Annotated in this window: 17 protein-coding genes; 12 read left to right on the forward strand and 5 right to left on the reverse strand. The window is 36.8% G+C overall.

What is annotated here, in order from left to right; genetic code table 11:
* Nucleotides 1-163: 163 nt before the first annotated feature.
* From PO903_RS16165 to PO903_RS16175, 3 genes are all read right to left on the reverse strand, one after another.
* On the reverse strand, nt 164-625 hold the full coding sequence (locus tag PO903_RS16165; RefSeq protein ID WP_137224245.1) for a DMT family transporter: 462 nt from the start codon (nt 623-625) through the stop codon (nt 164-166).
* Between the two features lie 12 nt (nt 626-637).
* The gene (locus PO903_RS16170; RefSeq protein WP_083243468.1) at nt 638-1,069 is read right to left on the reverse strand and encodes a DMT family transporter; all 432 of its coding nucleotides are present in this window, start codon (nt 1,067-1,069) and stop codon (nt 638-640) included.
* A 69-nt stretch (nt 1,070-1,138) separates the two neighbouring features.
* Nucleotides 1,139-1,453 (reverse strand): ArsR/SmtB family transcription factor, encoded by a 315-nt coding sequence (locus PO903_RS16175; RefSeq protein ID WP_069327612.1) that lies wholly within the window; start codon nt 1,451-1,453, stop codon nt 1,139-1,141.
* 212 nt (nt 1,454-1,665) lie between these two features.
* Here PO903_RS16175 and PO903_RS16180 point away from each other — a divergent pair, with 212 nt between their 5' ends.
* Nucleotides 1,666-3,204, forward strand: coding sequence for an acetate--CoA ligase (locus PO903_RS16180; protein ID WP_273594664.1), 1,539 nt, complete (start codon nt 1,666-1,668; stop codon nt 3,202-3,204).
* Between the two features lie 327 nt (nt 3,205-3,531).
* On the opposite strand, the gene PO903_RS16185 is transcribed toward PO903_RS16180, so the two are convergent.
* Complete coding sequence (locus PO903_RS16185; RefSeq protein WP_273593947.1) at nt 3,532-4,362, reverse strand: helix-turn-helix transcriptional regulator; 831 nt, start codon at nt 4,360-4,362, stop codon at nt 3,532-3,534.
* A 138-nt stretch (nt 4,363-4,500) separates the two neighbouring features.
* Between PO903_RS16185 and PO903_RS16190 the strand changes: the two genes are divergently transcribed.
* The 4 genes from PO903_RS16190 (at nt 4,501) to PO903_RS16205 (ending at nt 10,190) form a co-directional block, all read left to right on the forward strand.
* Nucleotides 4,501-5,241: an SDR family oxidoreductase gene (locus PO903_RS16190; protein ID WP_273593948.1), complete on the forward strand. Its 741-nt coding sequence runs from the start codon at nt 4,501-4,503 to the stop codon at nt 5,239-5,241.
* Nucleotides 5,242-5,653: 412 nt separating this feature from the next.
* Complete coding sequence (locus tag PO903_RS16195) at nt 5,654-7,897, forward strand: putative bifunctional diguanylate cyclase/phosphodiesterase (protein WP_273593949.1); 2,244 nt, start codon at nt 5,654-5,656, stop codon at nt 7,895-7,897.
* Between the two features lie 209 nt (nt 7,898-8,106).
* Nucleotides 8,107-9,039: a LysR family transcriptional regulator gene (locus tag PO903_RS16200; RefSeq protein WP_273593950.1), complete on the forward strand. Its 933-nt coding sequence runs from the start codon at nt 8,107-8,109 to the stop codon at nt 9,037-9,039.
* A 23-nt stretch (nt 9,040-9,062) separates the two neighbouring features.
* Nucleotides 9,063-10,190 (forward strand): 5-methyltetrahydropteroyltriglutamate--homocysteine S-methyltransferase, encoded by a 1,128-nt coding sequence (locus PO903_RS16205; protein WP_273593951.1) that lies wholly within the window; start codon nt 9,063-9,065, stop codon nt 10,188-10,190.
* Between the two features lie 127 nt (nt 10,191-10,317).
* Here the strand turns inward: PO903_RS16205 and PO903_RS16210 are convergent, their stop codons facing one another.
* Nucleotides 10,318-11,049, reverse strand: a complete 732-nt coding sequence (locus tag PO903_RS16210) for a spermidine synthase (protein WP_273593952.1) — start codon at nt 11,047-11,049, stop codon at nt 10,318-10,320.
* 171 nt (nt 11,050-11,220) lie between these two features.
* Between PO903_RS16210 and PO903_RS16215 the strand changes: the two genes are divergently transcribed.
* From PO903_RS16215 to PO903_RS16245, 7 genes are all read left to right on the forward strand, one after another.
* Nucleotides 11,221-11,460, forward strand: a complete 240-nt coding sequence (locus PO903_RS16215; RefSeq protein ID WP_273593953.1) for a YkuS family protein — start codon at nt 11,221-11,223, stop codon at nt 11,458-11,460.
* A 116-nt stretch (nt 11,461-11,576) separates the two neighbouring features.
* Nucleotides 11,577-12,515 (forward strand): LipP1 family hormone-sensitive lipase, encoded by a 939-nt coding sequence (gene lipP1, locus PO903_RS16220; protein ID WP_273593954.1) that lies wholly within the window; start codon nt 11,577-11,579, stop codon nt 12,513-12,515.
* A 790-nt stretch (nt 12,516-13,305) separates the two neighbouring features.
* Complete coding sequence (locus PO903_RS16225; protein WP_273593955.1) at nt 13,306-13,773, forward strand: DinB family protein; 468 nt, start codon at nt 13,306-13,308, stop codon at nt 13,771-13,773.
* 182 nt (nt 13,774-13,955) lie between these two features.
* Nucleotides 13,956-14,537 carry a beta-sandwich domain-containing protein gene (locus PO903_RS16230; RefSeq protein ID WP_273593956.1) on the forward strand — a complete coding sequence of 194 codons (582 nt, stop codon included), beginning with the start codon at nt 13,956-13,958 and terminating at the stop codon, nt 14,535-14,537.
* The gene (locus tag PO903_RS16235) at nt 14,515-15,567 is read left to right on the forward strand and encodes a BtrH N-terminal domain-containing protein (RefSeq protein WP_273593957.1); all 1,053 of its coding nucleotides are present in this window, start codon (nt 14,515-14,517) and stop codon (nt 15,565-15,567) included. Before PO903_RS16230 ends, PO903_RS16235 begins: the two co-directional genes overlap by 23 nt.
* Nucleotides 15,568-16,311 carry a LytR/AlgR family response regulator transcription factor gene (locus PO903_RS16240; RefSeq protein WP_273593958.1) on the forward strand — a complete coding sequence of 248 codons (744 nt, stop codon included), beginning with the start codon at nt 15,568-15,570 and terminating at the stop codon, nt 16,309-16,311. It begins immediately after the preceding gene.
* A 3-nt stretch (nt 16,312-16,314) separates the two neighbouring features.
* Nucleotides 16,315-17,601, forward strand: a complete 1,287-nt coding sequence (locus PO903_RS16245; protein ID WP_069327590.1) for an ATP-binding protein — start codon at nt 16,315-16,317, stop codon at nt 17,599-17,601.
* Nucleotides 17,602-17,628 lie beyond the last annotated feature (27 nt).

A 17,628-nucleotide genomic window follows, 5' to 3' on the forward strand; every position in this document is an offset into this window, starting at 1 on the left:
AAGAACAATAAATATCCAAATCATTTCTAAAAAGAAAACCCTAAGTTCTGTGGTATACAGAGCTTAGGGTCTTTTCTATTGAAAGCTATATGCAATCATACAGATTATGCCGTAGAGCAGGCTAATCATATATACGGTCTATTCATGAGTACAAATCAATGACTTATGATGTAGTCGTCTTGGTCGACGTTTTCTCACGGAAAACAAAGAATAAAGCGATAAGCATTAATACTACTCCGATTAGACGCTTAATACCAAAGTGAATCGTTGCACTTTCAAACCATCCAAAGTGATCAATAGCCATACTAGCGATCAATTGACCAACAATAACCGAGATAACAGCAGCCGTAACACCGATCTTAGGAACAGCCAACACCATCAATGACAGATAAATGACTCCAAAGATTGCACACAGTAACTGCCATTTGGGAACTTCATGGATATTCAAAATATTACCTTGTCCAAAGAAATTGACAATAATCGTTAAGAAAATCGCTCCTGTGAAAAAAGTGAAAAAAGCACTTTCTATCGTTCCGATCTTATTGCCGAGTGTACCATTAATAGCTGATTGAATACCTAATCCGATACCTGCTAGTAAAGGAAGAATTAACATCACTATATTCATAAAGTTGACCTCCTATAAGACTAAGAAAAACGACACAGTAAGCAAAACAACAGCTACCAATCGATTGACATTAAATTTGATTTTGGGAGAACCAAGCAGTCCAAAGTGCTCAATAATAATACTGATCACAATCTGTCCAATAATAACGGCTGTGATCGATATACCTACACCGATTAACGTTACACTAATAACGAGTAGAGCAAGATATACAACACCTAGCAGACCGCCAAGAAGATTCCATTTCGGTACTGTAAAGATAGCACCCAAGTTACCTTTACCAAAAAATAAAGTCACTAGAAAAGTAGCCATAGCTCCGATAATAAAAATGTAATACGTACTTTCTAATTCACCTACGTGTTCACCTAGCGCACCGCCGATCGCAGCTTCGATACTTAGAGACATACCAGCGATAATTGCCGCTAGATAAATCAGTACTTTACGCACATTATTCACTCCTTTTATATAAATATCTCGAATAATCGATATACATTCAAAAAAAGAAACTAGCTTTGTTCAAATGTCTTCATCTAAGAACTTAGCTATTTTCTTAATTGTGTCTTCATTACGACGATAATAAGTCCACTGCCCATAACGCACTGCTTCTAGAAGACCTGCCTTTTGCATAATAGATAAATAATGTGAAACTGTTGACTGAGATAAATTCACCTTATCATGAATATCGCCTACACATACGCCACCTTTGATACTGACCTCCTTAGGCAAGTGTGCTTGTTGTTGGGGAAAGTTCTTCTCAGGTTCTTTCAACCATTTCAATATATTTAGACGTGTCTCATTAGAAAGAGCTTTAAAGATATCGATTTCTGTCATAAAAGCTATTATATCGAATAATACCGATATGTCAAATTGGATCTTTTCTGTTAGTATAGATAGAATTATGACTTTTGATATTAGAACCTGGTCTTAAGACGTGATATACTATTCAGAAGTGGGAACACTTATATTATGGTTGAATAAAGGAGATTACTCATTTGGATTATCAAAAATGGATTGCACCCGAACAATATAACCTGACGTCAGAAATGGAACGTCATGATGCTAATAAGATTGCTTTGAAATGGTTAAATGAGCATGATGATTATGCTGAGATCACTTATGGTGATTTGTTGAAAAAGGCAAATCGTTTGGCAAATGGATTAGTTAAGTTAGGGTTGGAAAAAGGAGATCGTGTATTGGTCATGGTACCAAGACAGATTATTGCTTATGTCATTTATCTGGCTTGTCTAAAAAGCGGATTAGTGATTATCCCTTCTTCAGAGATGCTACGCGCTAAAGACTTAGCGTATCGTCTGGATCATTCTCAAGCCAAAGCAGTGATTGCATGGTCTGATGTGATGAATGAAGTCGACAAAATTGAAGACGAGTTACCTTCTTGGAAGCATCGTATTGCTGTATCTAATGAAGAGATTGCCTTGTCAGATCAATGGGTTGGACTGGATGAACTGATGAATGGACAATCTGAAGAATTTACAGCTACAGATACTCGCCGTGATGATATGGCGATTCTAGCGTATACTTCAGGCACAACAGGTAATCCTAAAGGCGTAGTGCATACTCATGGTTGGGCATATGCTCACCTTCGTATTACTTCACCATGGCTTGATATTCGTGATACCGATAGTGTATGGGCAACAGCGGCACCGGGCTGGCAGAAGTGGATCTGGAGTCCTTTCTTATCGGTTCTAGGTAATGGAGCGACTGGATTTGTCTATAATGGAACATTTCATCCCAAACGTTACTTGCACTTGCTTCATGATTACAATATCCAAGTGCTTTGCTGTACACCGACAGAGTATCGGATTATGGCCAAAATCGAAGGGTTAGATGAACATAAATTACCTAACTTGCGTAGTGCTGTTTCTGCGGGCGAACCGCTTAACCAAGAAGTCATTCATACGTTTAAGCGACATTTCGATATCACGATTCGTGATGGTTATGGACAGACTGAAAGTACCTTGTTGATCGGGAACTTGATCGATACCGAAATTCGCTTAGGTTCTATGGGTAAATCGATGTCACCAGGATTAGTAGAAGTAGTAGACGAAGAAGGTGTACCTGTAAAAGCTGGACAAGTAGGAGATATCGCTGTACGAATGGATATGCCTGCATTGTTCCAGACGTATTACCTTAATCCAGAACGTAAACAGGTCAACGTTCATGGCGATTATTTTGTAACTGGCGATCGTGCTTGGAAAGACGAAGACGGATATTTCTGGTTTGAAGGTCGTGGCGACGATATTATTATCAGTTCCGGTTATACGATAGGGCCTTTTGAAGTAGAAGAAGCTTTGATGAAGCACAAAGCAGTGAAAGAATGTGCAGCAGTCGCCAGTCCTGATGAAGTTCGTGGTCATGTAGTTAAAGCATTTATCGTGCTACAAGATGGAGTCGAAGAGACTCACGAATTGATCAAAGAGCTACAAACTCACGTCAAAGAGTGGACAGCCCCTTATAAATATCCACGTAAAATCGAATTTGTGAGCGATCTACCGAAAACTAGTTCTGGCAAAATTCGCAGAATTGAGCTAAGAGAACAAGAAAAGAAGAATAATAGCGTGTAATTGCTAGAAAATAGAATAATTAAATGATAAACCACTGAAAATAGCTCATATTTAGCTATTTTCAGTGGTTTTTTTGTTTTTGTTAGAAAAAGGGAGCAATTCTAATAAATAAGCATTTTTTTCGATCGCTAACGATATGCCAACGACTATAAATATAATTTCAACATATGAAAAATTCACAATAATAAAACCAAATTTACTCGCATCATACGCAAAATCAAGAAAAATTCGACGCTCAACCAGAAAAAATGAATAACACATCTCTATAATAGATACAAATACAAAATAATACGGCTATTACTGAATAAAAGTAGTGTTTAACTACTTCTAATTCAGTAATAGCGCTAATTTTTGAGCTGTATCGTATTCGGGCAACGCTATATTTACTAAAATTTGTACATCTGGAACATCTATAGATTGAAATGAAATATGTTCAAATGCTAATTCTTTAACTACAGGATGATGTATCAGTTTACGTCCTTCAGGAGCATCCAAAACCTCATGCAATTCCCATAATTGTTGAAATTCTATACTGTGCTGTTGAAGATCAAGAATAAAATCAGCATACCAATTATCTTCGATAAAACGGGCATAGTGTGCACGAAGCTGAGCAACAAGGCGAAGAGCATGATCTTTCCACTGAGATCCTTTTAAAGCCAAAAATGCAGGAGACATAAAAGTTTGCCATAATAAATTACGTTCTCGTGTATTGAAATGATCATAATCGCCATACACAACTGAGAAGGCTCTATTCCAGGCTACGATATTTAACTTCGCATCTATAGCACAAGCAGGAGCATGACCTAATTGATCTAGAAAACGTTGCAACGTATCACTCACTTGCAAAGGAGGGCGTTCTGTCTCCGGTGGTAATTGACGATGAGCTAACAAAAAGAGATGCTTACGTTCAGAATCATCTAATTGAAGAACACGAGCAATACTTTCTAAGACTTGATTAGAAACTTGAATATCTCTTCCTTGCTCAAGATAGGTATACCAATCGATACTTACTCCAGCCAGAATAGCCACTTCAGCACGACGTAACCCGGGGGTACGTCTACGTCCATTTTCAGGTAATCCTACATGTGCAGGCAATATCCGAGCACGACGATTTTTGAGAAAAGCTCCTAATTCCAATTGACGATCTAATTCTAGCATAGTAACCTCCTATAAATTATTTTATACATATATTCAATATGAATAGACTGGGATAAAAAATCCTAGTATAAATGCTCATCTATTTAACAGAGTTCTCCTATTATACACTAGGTTCAAGAATGAGGGAGGATGATAAAAATGAATATGATTTCAAAAAAAGTTGTACTGATTACAGGAGCTAGTAGTGGCATTGGAGAAGCCACTGCACGGGTATTATCTGAAGCAGGAGCTTATGTAGTATTAGGAGCACGACGTACAGATCGCTTAGAACATGTCGTCGAAGAAATCAGAGCAGCAGGAGGACAGGCAGAGTATTATACTCTTGATGTAACACAATTAGAGGAGATGAAAGCATTCGTCGATTTTGCCAAGCAAAAATTTGGAAAAGTTGATGTATTCATCAATAATGCTGGGGTCATGCCCTTGTCTCCATTGAATAGTTATAAAGTAGAAGAATGGAATCGAATGATTGACGTCAATATTCGTGGAGTATTACATGGAATTGCAGCCGGTTTACCGGTTATGGAACAACAAAAATCAGGTCATTTTATAAATATAGCTTCTATAGGGGCTTACGAAGTGAGTCCAACCGCCTCAGTATATTGTGCTACTAAATTTGCCGTACGTGCAATAACAGAAGGATTGCGTCAAGAATCAAGTGGAGATATTCAAGTGACACTGGTTTCTCCAGGGGTTACTGAATCTGAATTGGCTGATAGCATATCAGATGAACAAGCTCGTATAGCGATGATCGAATATCGCCGTATCTCCATACCAGCTCATGCTATTGCTAACGCTATTTTGTATGCAATACAGCAACCAAAAGAAGTAGATGTTAATGAGATTATAGTAAGACCAACAGGCACACATTCATCATAAATCAGTGCAACATATTATTTTGAAATAAGATCAAAGCTACCTTTAAATTAGAGGTAGTTTTTTTCTTTGGACACCCATAAATAAATGAATAATGTAATACATATTAATACTTTTATGGTATAAAAAGGATTAAAAGATATAAATATGATCGAAGTATGTCGAAAATTGCCTCTAACCCTAATCTTTTTGTCTATATTGTTCGATATTTAAGATATAACGTTATAGTAACGTTAGGTTGGAGGATACGATTATGTTTATTTTTTTGATCAGTTTAGTGAGCTTGTTTTTACCCTTTTTATTTCTTACGACTTTAGCGATAAATGTAATTTTGAGAAACCCCAAACATTCTTTGCATCGACTAACGATGCTGGTTATGTTTACATTGGGATTAATTTTTTTAAGTGATTTTTTAATGCATACTTTAGAGTTTCAATATGGACAAATGATTTTTTCATTTTTAGGCTATAATCTATCTTTTTTAGCAATGACTTTACTGATTTACTTTTTTGCTAATTTGAGTCGTTTGCTTATTCCTAAATACATTGTTCATTTGCTAGCTTGTATTCCACTTATAGGTATTCCTTTGCTAAATGGATATCCTTACTTATTTAATATTTCTATTACACAAAGTGAATACTGGCGCGTCGAAGAACGTACGTTGTCATTTGATTTGATGTTTATTATTATTGCTCTTTATAGCTTGACTACTCTTATTACATTTGTAGTCCTTAGTTACCGCAAGATGAACGGTTCACTATTGTATCAACGTGAGAAACGTATGATGGCAACGATTATTCGAGGAAGTATTGTGGCTGCTATATGGTTAGTAGTTACTTTTGTGTATACTTCTTTCTGCGGCGAGATCAGTTTTTTTCCTATCGCAAGTTTGCCCGCATACGCAGGGATGATTCTCGCTATTACCCTTCATATTGCAATGCACAAATATAACTTTTTGGCAGCAGCTGAACGCCGGTATAAGCTTTTATTTACATTATCGAGTAGCGGTATTGCTTTGATGAATCGAGATGGTATCGCAGTAGAAGCTAATCCTGCATTTCGCTTATTAACAGCGGTATCTGAATCTCAAGGTGAAATTGATATTTTGGCAATGATTCAGCATGAAGATAAAGATAATTATCGAGATCGTTTAAAAAAAGCATTTGAAAATCGTACAATATTACAGAATTCTCAAGTACAGATCCGCAATTTGACGGGAATGTCTTACATTGTCGAAGTGAATAATGACTTTTTGGAGATTGATGGTGAACTGTATTGTTATCTATTAGTACGTGATATTACAGCTCAACAGCTAAATGAAGCTCAACTAATCGAACTAGCTTACAATGATCCACTTACAGGACTAGCTAATCGCTTTCAATTTAACCGTAAATTATGGATGGCTGTAGATAAAATCAATCAGCAGAGTAATAAAGTGGTTGTTATGCAAATTGATCTGGATCATTTCAAATGGATCAATGATACGATGGGACATTCAGCTGGAGATATTTTGTTAAGACATGTGGCTCAGTTGTTACAACAATATGTTCCTCCTCATGCTGTTGTCGCTCGTATGGGTGGAGATGAATTTTCGATTATGATTGAACTGGCTCCTGATGAAGGTGAAGAGATTGCTATTGGTATAGCCAATCAGATTCTTCATGCTTTTGAAGAGCAAGTGGTGATTGTAGGAAAATATTATAGAGTTTCTTGTAGTATCGGGATATGTATTTCTCCGGATGATGGCGAAGATTCAGAAACATTACTACGTCATGCAGACACAGCTATGTATGTCGCCAAACGCTCAGGTCGAAATCAATATCACTTATTTACCAAACAATTGAAACGATTAGCTGAAAAACATTTATTGCTACAACAAGGATTGGAAAATGCTCTTCATCGTGGAGAATTTTCGCTTGTATATCAACCTCAAGTGAATAGCCATACTCAACAAGTATTTGGCGTAGAAGCTTTATTGCGGTGGAGTTCACCTGATCTAGGGATTGTGTCACCAGTAGATTTTATTCCGATAGCCGAACAGAATGGAGCGATCCGGCAAATTGGAGAATGGGTGATGAAAGAAGCTGCTCAGCAAGCGGCATTATGGATCAAACAAGGACATACTGATCTGCAAATGTCGGTCAATGTATCAGCTAGTCAACTAAGTGATCCTAACTTTGCCAAAAAAGTAGAATGTATTCTCAAAGAAACCGGGTTGCCAGCTCATCTACTATGTCTCGAATTTACAGAAAGCGAAGCCATTCGTGAAGAAGATCAAATTCTAAAAGTATGTAAATCGCTTGTCGATATGGGCATTGCTTTAGCTGTTGATGATTTCGGGACAGGATATTCCTCAATGAGAACTATTACACGCTTTCCTTTTCAATTTATCAAAATCGATCGTTCATTGATCCATGATATTGGTACCAATCCACGTAATGTTGCTGTTGTCCGTTCAGTCATAGAATTGGCTCAACAGTTAAATATGAATGTGATAGCAGAAGGAGCAGAAGTAGAAGAGCAAGTAGAACTGTTATCTCAATTAGGATGTTTTCAAATTCAAGGCTACTATTATGGTAAGCCGATGAAAGCAAAAGATATCGAGCGAAAGCTATATCGTGATCTAGAAGAAAATACTCGGATTGATCAGGCGTTATAAATTACATCAGAATAAAATAGATAAGCAGTTCTTCGATCATTAAGGAGAACTGCTTTTTGTTTTGTCATACAGTGGATCAATAGAGAAATAACAAAAGCTTTTGATTTTTTACAGTTGAACATATATGCTACGATTAGATGTAAATACAGGATCAGACTAGAAGTACTCTATCATAAATATTGAAAAAGGATGGAAAAGGAGGAATACGGTTGACATTGCAGCAGCTCCGGTATGCTATCGAAATCGCTAACTGCGGTTCAATGAATGAAGCAGCCAAACGTCTTTTTATCTCTCAACCGAGCCTTTCCAATGCGATTAAAGAACTTGAAAATGAGTTAGGTATTATTATCTTTGATCGTACCAATCGAGGAATCAGTATTTCTATCGATGGAATGGAATTTCTGGGTTATGCACGTCAGATTATTGAACAGACTGAATTAATCGAGAATCGCTATCATGGTAAAAATCGCACACAAATTCATTTCTCTGTATCTACACAACATTATGCTTTTGTTGTAGACGCTTTTGTTAAACTCATGAAGCAAAGTGATGTCAGCGAATATAGCTTTCATTTAAGAGAAACACAGACATATCCGATTATTGAGGATGTTCGTTCTCTGCGAAGTGATATTGGAATTTTGTATATCAATGAACGTAATTTCAAAGTGATGAATAAACTATTTAGTGACGGAAATCTCAAATTTACCCCGTTGTTTAATACAAGTCCTCATATTCTGATTCGCAGTACACATCCCTTGGCGCAGAAAGAAACCGTGAAAATGGATGACTTGTTGGGTTTTCCATATATTACGTTTGAACAAGGGGTTAATAATTCATTACACTTTTCAGAAGAAATGCTTAGTATTCGGAGCAATGAGAAAAGTATTAAAGTGAGCGATCGAGCTACATTATCTAATCTATTAATGGGCACAGATGGGTATACTGTAGGAACAGGTATTTTAGTATCCGAACTTAATGGAAATCAGTTAATCTCTGTTCCTGTCGAAACCAATGAAACGGTAACGATTGGTTGGATTGCTCATAAAGATCGACAACCTAGTGATATTACCGCTCAATATATCGAACTACTGAATGATATGATCTCTCAGAACTTACTTGATCTGAATCAATTCTTATTATGATTACACTTATACAGGAGGATTCTATGCTCAATCCAGTCATCGGCACCAAACGAAATAAGCCTCCTTTTCGCTATGATATCGTTGGAAGCTTTCTTAGACCGGACGATCTGAAAGACGCTCGTCTGCAATATGAACAAGGCGAAATTACAGCTGATCAATTAGCAGTGATTGAATATGAAGAAATTGCTCAATTAGTAGAAAAGCAAAAAGCGTTAGGACTACAAGTGATTACAGATGGAGAATTTCATCGTTCGTGGTGGCATCTAGATTTCTTTCTGGGTATTCAAGGCACTCAGAAAATTTATCTCAATCAAGGCACAGGTGGACAAGATAGCAAAACACGCACAGAAAGTTTTCAAATTGTAGATAAAATTTCTTTTGCTAATCATCCGATGTTAGCTCATTTTCATGAACTACAACAGTTGTCTGGAGATCGTATAGCCAAAATGACGATTCCTTCACCAGCGCTATTTCATTTTGTAGAACACTATAACGGTAATGAGGTCTATTCGGATCAAGAAGAACTGTTTACAGACATTATTGCGGTCTATCAACAAGCAATTCAAGCATTCTATGATGCCGGTTGTCGCTATTTACAACTAGATGATACCACATGGGGAACGCTATGCAGTGGTAGACATCGTGTTCATTTGCGTAGTCGTGGACTTGATCCTGATCAATTAGCCGAAGATTATGTACGGTTAATTAATGAAAGTATAGCTCATCGTCCAGAAGACATGACGATTGCGCTACATGTGTGTCGGGGTAATCTTCGTTCCACATGGTTTGCCGCAGGCGGGTATGAGCCGATTGCTGAGACTTTATTTGCACATGCACAAGTCGATGCTTTTTTTCTAGAATATGATAACGAACGTTCTGGTGGATTTGAGCCGTTACGATTTGTTAAAGATCAGTTTGTTGTTCTAGGGTTAGTTACTACCAAACATGGTGGACTTGAAAGCAAAGAAATGCTCAAAGCTAGAATCGCTGAAGCCGCACAAGTGGTAGATCTGAATCAACTTTGTCTAAGCACGCAGTGTGGATTCGCTTCGACTGAAGAAGGCAATATGTTAACCGAAGAAGAACAGTGGGATAAGATTCGTCTGGTGATCGAGACAGCGAATGAAGTATGGACTCAGAACGGTTCATAATATGCTTTATACAATACCCCTGTTCCTTTTACAAATCACATTCATATACTCTGTGTAAAAACCAGAAACATAAAAGGGACTTGCTCGTCTGTACCATAGCAAGTCCTTTTTGTGTTTCGATATCCTTTTATTCATCTTCAATAATATAGCCCTGTCCTAGTGACTTACTCTCAAAACCAGCCATATGACGACCCTGATATCGTATAGGCTGATAACCAGCGATCATAATCATATTTTGCATATCAGATGTTCCTTCAGTAGGTAGAGCGAAACATTCTAGATGTGGATAGACCTCATACAACGTCGTTGAGATCGCATTGATAAGCCGATCATGATTCGCTTTACCGATCAGGTTGATCATCAAGTACCCTTTATCATGTAACTTGGTAGCAGTCATTTGAAAAAATGATAAAGAGATCAAATGTTGCGGAGTACCTTCTGTCGTAAAAGCGTCTAAAATAATATAGTCATACTGATAATCGTTCTCTGACGAAAGCAATGCTCTGCCATCTCCGATGCGTACATTATTTATCGCATAATTAAAATAAGTCTGGCTCAGTTCTACTACCAAAGGATCAATCTCAGCAATGCGAAAAGTCTTGTCTGGATAGTGACTCGCAATCGTTCCTATTCCGTGACCAATCACAAACACATCTTGAAACTCTGAATTGTTAAGCTCCATGAGATGAATCATAGCACGTGGATATTCAAAAAGGATACGCTCTGGATGATGCAGATCGATTGCCCCTTGTATATCCTCATTCGCAAATTGAAGAATCCGAAACCATCCTTTTTCATGATAAAATTCGTTTGTTTCATATACAGAGAGTTGCGCTTCATTTTGAAATAATACCTTCACTATCCTAAACTCCTTACTATATTAAGTTATCCGCACTATAGCCGAAAATGGATAAATACAATTCACATTAGTATACCAAATTGCACAATATGGTTCATTATACATATAGTTGGTGAATCATAGAATAGAGCATCACGAAATATAAAAATATACATTTGGAGGGTAACTATCATGGCTAAAATTGCTGTAGAAAAACCATTTGACGATATTAAAGAAGTATTAGAAGCTAAAGGACATCAAGTTGATCTAGTCAACAGCGATCAAGAATTAAAAGGATACGATGTAGGTGTTGTTCGTGTTCAAAATGATGGTGACACTGGATTGTATGATTTCCCAATCGTGAGCGTAGAAGGTGCATCTATTGAAGAAGTTGTTGCACAAGTAGAACGTTATATCGAACTTTCCAAATAATCAACGTATACCGAACTGATCCTTGTTTCAAGGGTCAGTTTTTTTGTTCACTGCAGATTTCATATATAATAGATAGTATGTACGTTAATCTACATTCGGAAAGGATGTACTCACTTATGCCCGTCGATCCTCAAGTTCAACAATTGCTTAATATGATCAATCAATTTCCTATGCCTCCATTTAATACGATCTCTCCATCAGACTATCGCGATATGGAGAAGATGATGACATTACCTTTTATGGCAAATAAAACAGAATTACATGAAGTGAAAGATCAAGTGATTCCTTTGAAAGATCGTGACCTTGCTATTCGTATCTACAGACCAATCGCAGTAGAAGGACCACGTCCAGCACTTGTTTTTTATCATGGTGGTGGATGGGTAGTAGGAAGTCTAGATTCTCATGATGAAATGTGTCGTAGGCTTGCGCATGAGTCTAGTTGTACCGTGATTGCTGTCGATTACCGTTTAGCACCAGAATATAAATTTCCCACAGCGGTATGGGATGCGTATGATGCATTAGTATATTTGACAGAACATGCAGAAGAGTTCCAGATCGATCCGATGCGAATTGCAGTAAGTGGAGATAGTGCAGGTGGCAATCTAGCTACGGTAGCTTGTATTATTGCGAAGCAACGGGGCGGAGTACCTGCTATTCAATATCAATTGCTATATTATCCGTCTGTAGGCAATGAGAAAGATACAGATTCTTATCGTGACAATCAAAAAGGGTATTTGCTTACAGCAGATATGATGGATTGGTTCCGTACACATTACTTTAATACAGAAGAGGAAAGTCAGCATGTGTATGCAGCCCCATTATTATATGAAGACTTGAGTGGATTGCCTCCGGCGATGATTATTACAGCTGAATATGATCCATTGCGAGATGGTGGAGCAGCTTATGCCAAAAAGCTACAAGAACAAGGTGTTGCTGTAGAATATATGTGTTACGAAGGAATGATTCATGGTTTTATGAGTATGCCACAGATCGATAAAGCAACAGCAGGTGTACTACAAGGTGCAGAAGCGTTAAAACGTATTTTTAATATATAAAACACATAAAACCCCGCATCCTTGAATATCAAGAGTGTGGGGTTTTACGTGTTATTTTGAATATACAATTAAATTTTTCCTCCTGAAACAATCCTCCTGCGTGACATGGCACATACTTTCATATTTTCCATGTTGCCGATCATTAGGTCTTCACCATTTCAATAATCGTTGTACTGATTGTTATACTTATTTGATAAAAAAGCATTTCTTTGTTCGCCTTACCTCCAAACTCTACGTAAAGGAGATAGCGATATCCGTTCCTCCAATCTTCAAGTTTTGGAGAACTTCATCAAGCATATCCGGCTTCCATCCAAATCATGTCGCTTATGATTTCCCGTATACCCACGATCTCACGAAAAACGTTTTCACTGACGCTTTTCTTGCGTGTTATCGATTCTAGTATACTTCGCTAACATTTTCCAACGGAATCCTGCTCCCTTCCTGTATATCTTAACTACTAATACGGAAATGAGACTATCACCTGATTGGTGCTTGTGTGTTGCTTATGTGATGCAGCACCTCTTGGTGATGTCTTTATAATAAACCTATCTTTTCAAAAGTTAAAGGGGAGTAAAGTTTGTTTTGGGACTGTAAAATCTCATTTAGCTTACTCAGATCACTCACACTTGATTTCGCTTACATTTACTGATTATTTTTAGCTTTTTTAATGTTTTATTTAGTAGCAAAGTTGAATTTAAAATGGATTAAAGTTAGACTTTAAAAGGTTGCTTTTATTTTTTTCTATAAAAGCATGGAGATTAGATTATATTTTTATATTAGGAGGATCATCATGTCAGACTTATTTATATTTGGATTATTTGAAAGAACACGCAAAAGTATTCTTGGTTATACGGCAGAGTTGACTCCAGAACAACGTTCGATTGTTCCTACAGGGTTCAACAATAATATTCACTGGCAATTGGGTCATATTATGGTGGTTACGGATATGATTCTATTTGGTTTTTCAGGCAAAAGTGGCGAGGTTCCTGCTGAGTACAAAACATTCTTCGGACCAGGTACCAAACCAGCCGATTGGACTACAGAAGCACCAGCATGGGAAGAATTGCTTGATCTATTTGCTAAGCAAACTCATCTGGTACGCGAAACATTTGCAGGACAGATCAATGAACCTGTAGCGAACAAAGAGAACTTTGCCAAAGCAGATACGATCGGCGATCTGTTAGAGTTGAACACGATGCACGAAAGTTCACATTCAGGTATGGTCAATGCGATGTCTAAATTGGTCAAACAAGCTTAATATCTAATAGATATAGCCATAGATAAAAGGACTATAGCATATACAGCTGTAGTCCTTTTTTGGTTATATTAGTGTAAATAAAGTGAGCGTTCACATTAAGATTGACTATCATTATAAAATAACGTAACATTCGAATTAATTGGAATATTATTACATAATAAACTATCTTCGAGGTGAGCCTGATGGAAAAATATTATCCTTTACCTTTAGACGATTATTACAATAACAACGGGTTTAGTTATGATCTAGAACAACGAATAGGTAATTTCACTACATTTGGCTCCTCTTATCCTGGAGATGAGATCCCAGATCAGAAAGATCTCATTATTGAAGATATTCCGTTTTTATTTCCAGAGGCTAAGTCTACTTTTAATAATATAGAATTAGAAAATCAGCGGTTATCTGTTCAGGAACATCACTATACCGCAATGTTTATTTTGGGTGCGGCAGATAATGGCTCTTATGATGAAAATGTTGAGTATCGTTTGAACGATACATTAGTACATCAGATGCCGTTAGCTTTGACCAATTGGACCGATCATATGCCCAAATACAATGAAAAAGTAGTCTATCGTTGTAGTGGTATATATACACAGAAAGGATCTTTGTTAACAAGTAAACAAACTACCATTTGGCTACAAACGATTCAGTTTGAGCATCCTATTCATATCAATGCTATCGTATTACCGGATAATCCTTGTATGCACCTATTCGCCATAACCCTAAAAAAGGAGAATACGAATGAACATGCAACCACGACCTGAACCCAAAGAAGGTGAAGACTGCTTTACATTATGTGTTAGCAGTATTTTGGCATACCACAAAGTTCCTGACTTTTGTAGTGTATGGAAACAATGCGGATTGGTGTATATAGAACAAGGAACAGAGGAGATAGCTCGAATCTCTCCAATCTATAGGGCTACTGAAAAGGATTTGCAACATATTCACCATATCTATCTACAGATTTATCGGACAGATGATCAGAGTAGTGTGGTATCCCATATCAAACAATTGCTTCTTCAAGGGGAACCTGTGATTGTCTGGTTGGATGTTTTTGATATGAAATATAACTCCTTATATCAACTGCGTCATTTTGCACATTGTTTGTTACTTGTAGGTTATGCAGACGGACAATTTGAATTTATAGACGAATTTTATCATCTTAAAGATACGATCGATGAACAGACCTTGATTAACGCACTCGATCTGACACAGACCGAAATGATTGAAGAAGGCACGCAATATGTCTATAATGTGGTGGATAGTACTCAAGCGGTTATGGATGTGCAAGAACCGGATATCTATAATGTGATCCAAATGAATCTAGAGGTGATGGAGAGTCAGTATTCCAATGTGCTCACAACCGATCATGGACAACCTGTAGTGAATGCGTATACAGGCTTACAAGCATTAGATCGATATATAGATCATATTCGTCACTGTACCGCAGATGTTACATTATTAACGGATGATTATGTTGAACAAATGTATCAAGATTTATCCAGAATGAGTAACAATCGCTATTTGTTTACCTACTTTTTGCAACAAGGTATATCTTACCATCCATCTATCGAAAAATTGATTTACAAGTACCAGTATGTGGCTCAGCGTTGGAAGCTAGTCTCTAACATGGCACTCAAAAGCCAATATATCGAAGGGGAAAAACGTCAACATATGCTTGTACGCATTTTGCACAAATTAGAAGATGTTCGTCCGTTAGAAAGTGAACTGATCGAAATCAGCCACATGATACTAGCAAAAAATGATCAAGAGATAGAAATGGAGTATTTATAAATGACCTATAGAGTGGCTATCTGTGATGATGAGCAGCAGCAACGAGAACTTGTCCAACATATGCTGAGGACATTATCTATGAAAACCAGCATTGATTTTGAAATTGAATATTTTGAAGCAGGCGAATCATTGGTATCTCATTACCAGAATGGTCAAGAACCTTTCCATATCTTAATTTTGGATATTGAAATGAATGGGATTAATGGAATTCAGACGGCTCAACGTATTAGAGATCTCAAGCATCTGGATGAACAGATTGTATTTTTGACCAGTTATCCTGACTATATGATAGAAAGCTTTGATGTAGTGACTTTTCAGTACTTGCTTAAGCCTATCGCAGTTGATGTTTTTGAAGAAAAGATGCTTAAGCTGTGTCAGTATTTTCAAGCGCTAGATAAAAGAATATTGATTATCAAATCAGACTATGAAGAAGTTGTACTTAAACACGATGATATTATTTCGATTGAAGTGGTCAAAAGCTTAACGATCAAAAACAAATTGCATGTAGTGACTTCTGAGCAAACGCATACGACCAAAGGCATTATTTCGAACTATGCTACAGCGCTGAAGTCGTATCACTTTTTACAAATTCATCGTTCGATTATCATCAATTTACTCCATGTCAAAAAATTCGCAGGAGGCATGGTATTGATGTCCAATGGAGAAGAACTACCGATCGGGCGTTCTAAAGTGAAAGAAGTTAAAGATGCCTATACTAAATTTATGATTACAGGTATGAATTAACGTATGGAAAATCAATTATTGTTACTGAATGCGTGTATTGTGTTAGTGATGGGTTATCAAATTAATTTTTATTTTAATGCTGTTTTTGGCAAAGCTCAGCAGGGATCAAATCGGTGGATCTATTTTATTGTTTTTGGTGTACTTGATTTCGTTTACTTAAATTCGTATACATCGTCTGTATTGTCTTCGGTATTAGCATTAATAGTTATTTTTAGCTTGTCGATTTCTTATCACATTGAACTCAAAATGAAAATCGTTTTTTCGATTCTATATGCTGTATTGTTAACGTTGGTTAATTTTATATCCCTGTATATTTTGTATCCATTCAATGCTGCAAATCTAGGTGTTTCCAATCCTGTGAATATTGCAGAATATGTTATTTTATCCAAAAGTGTATTGCTCAGTTGCCTGATTATGTTTGTGATTATTCTTATTATTCGGTTTGTGGTAAAGCGTAGAAGTTTTCCTTTACATTATCGGTACTATCTACTATTTCTGACTATACCGGCGATCAGTATTTATCAAGTCAATGTATTGTCGATGTATAGTGAGAAGAATATGTATTACTTTATCTCGATTTTTAGCTTTCTTTTTTTGAATGTTTTTATTATGTACATTTTAGATAATATGATTGAGAAATTTCAATTAATGCATGAAAATATGCAGTTGCAAGATCAAATGGATTATCAAGATGCTAATTATGAGAAAACTGTGCATAGTTTTAAACAGATTAAACGCATTATTCATGATACGCATCAGCAATTTCTTTATATTGAGCAATGTATCGAAAAAAATGAATTAGCAGAAGCCAAGCAACATATTCAAACCACCCTTAATAAGGTCGAGGATGCATATCAGCGTGTTAATACAGGCAATCTAGTCGTTGATGCGCTAGTGACCAATGCGCTCAATATCGGGCAAGCCAATGGCATTCAGATCGATACTCAGTTACAACTATATTCTCAGCATATACAGATCGAACGCTATGATCTGTGCGTGGTACTGGGCAATATGTTAGACAATGCAATCGAAGCTTCTAAAAAAATTAAAATAGCAGAAGACCGTTATATATTGATCAAAATCCAGTCCAGTTCGTCTCACTTATCGATTCATATCTTGAATCATATGGAACAAGGAGCAGGGCAATTGCAAAGTCAGAAGCTTAACCCTGATTATCATGGGATAGGGCTCACCAATATTGATCGTATCTGTAATAAATACGGTGGAAATATGACAATCGAAAGCAAACATCAAGTATTTAATAATATGGTGGTTATTCCTTTTCAATAAATGATTTCTATCCAAACAATCTCTTAT

Origin of the sequence: Paenibacillus sp. PK4536 (genome assembly GCF_028594455.2) — a bacterium.
Classification (GTDB): Bacteria; Bacillota; Bacilli; order Paenibacillales; family Paenibacillaceae; genus Saccharibacillus; species Saccharibacillus nuruki.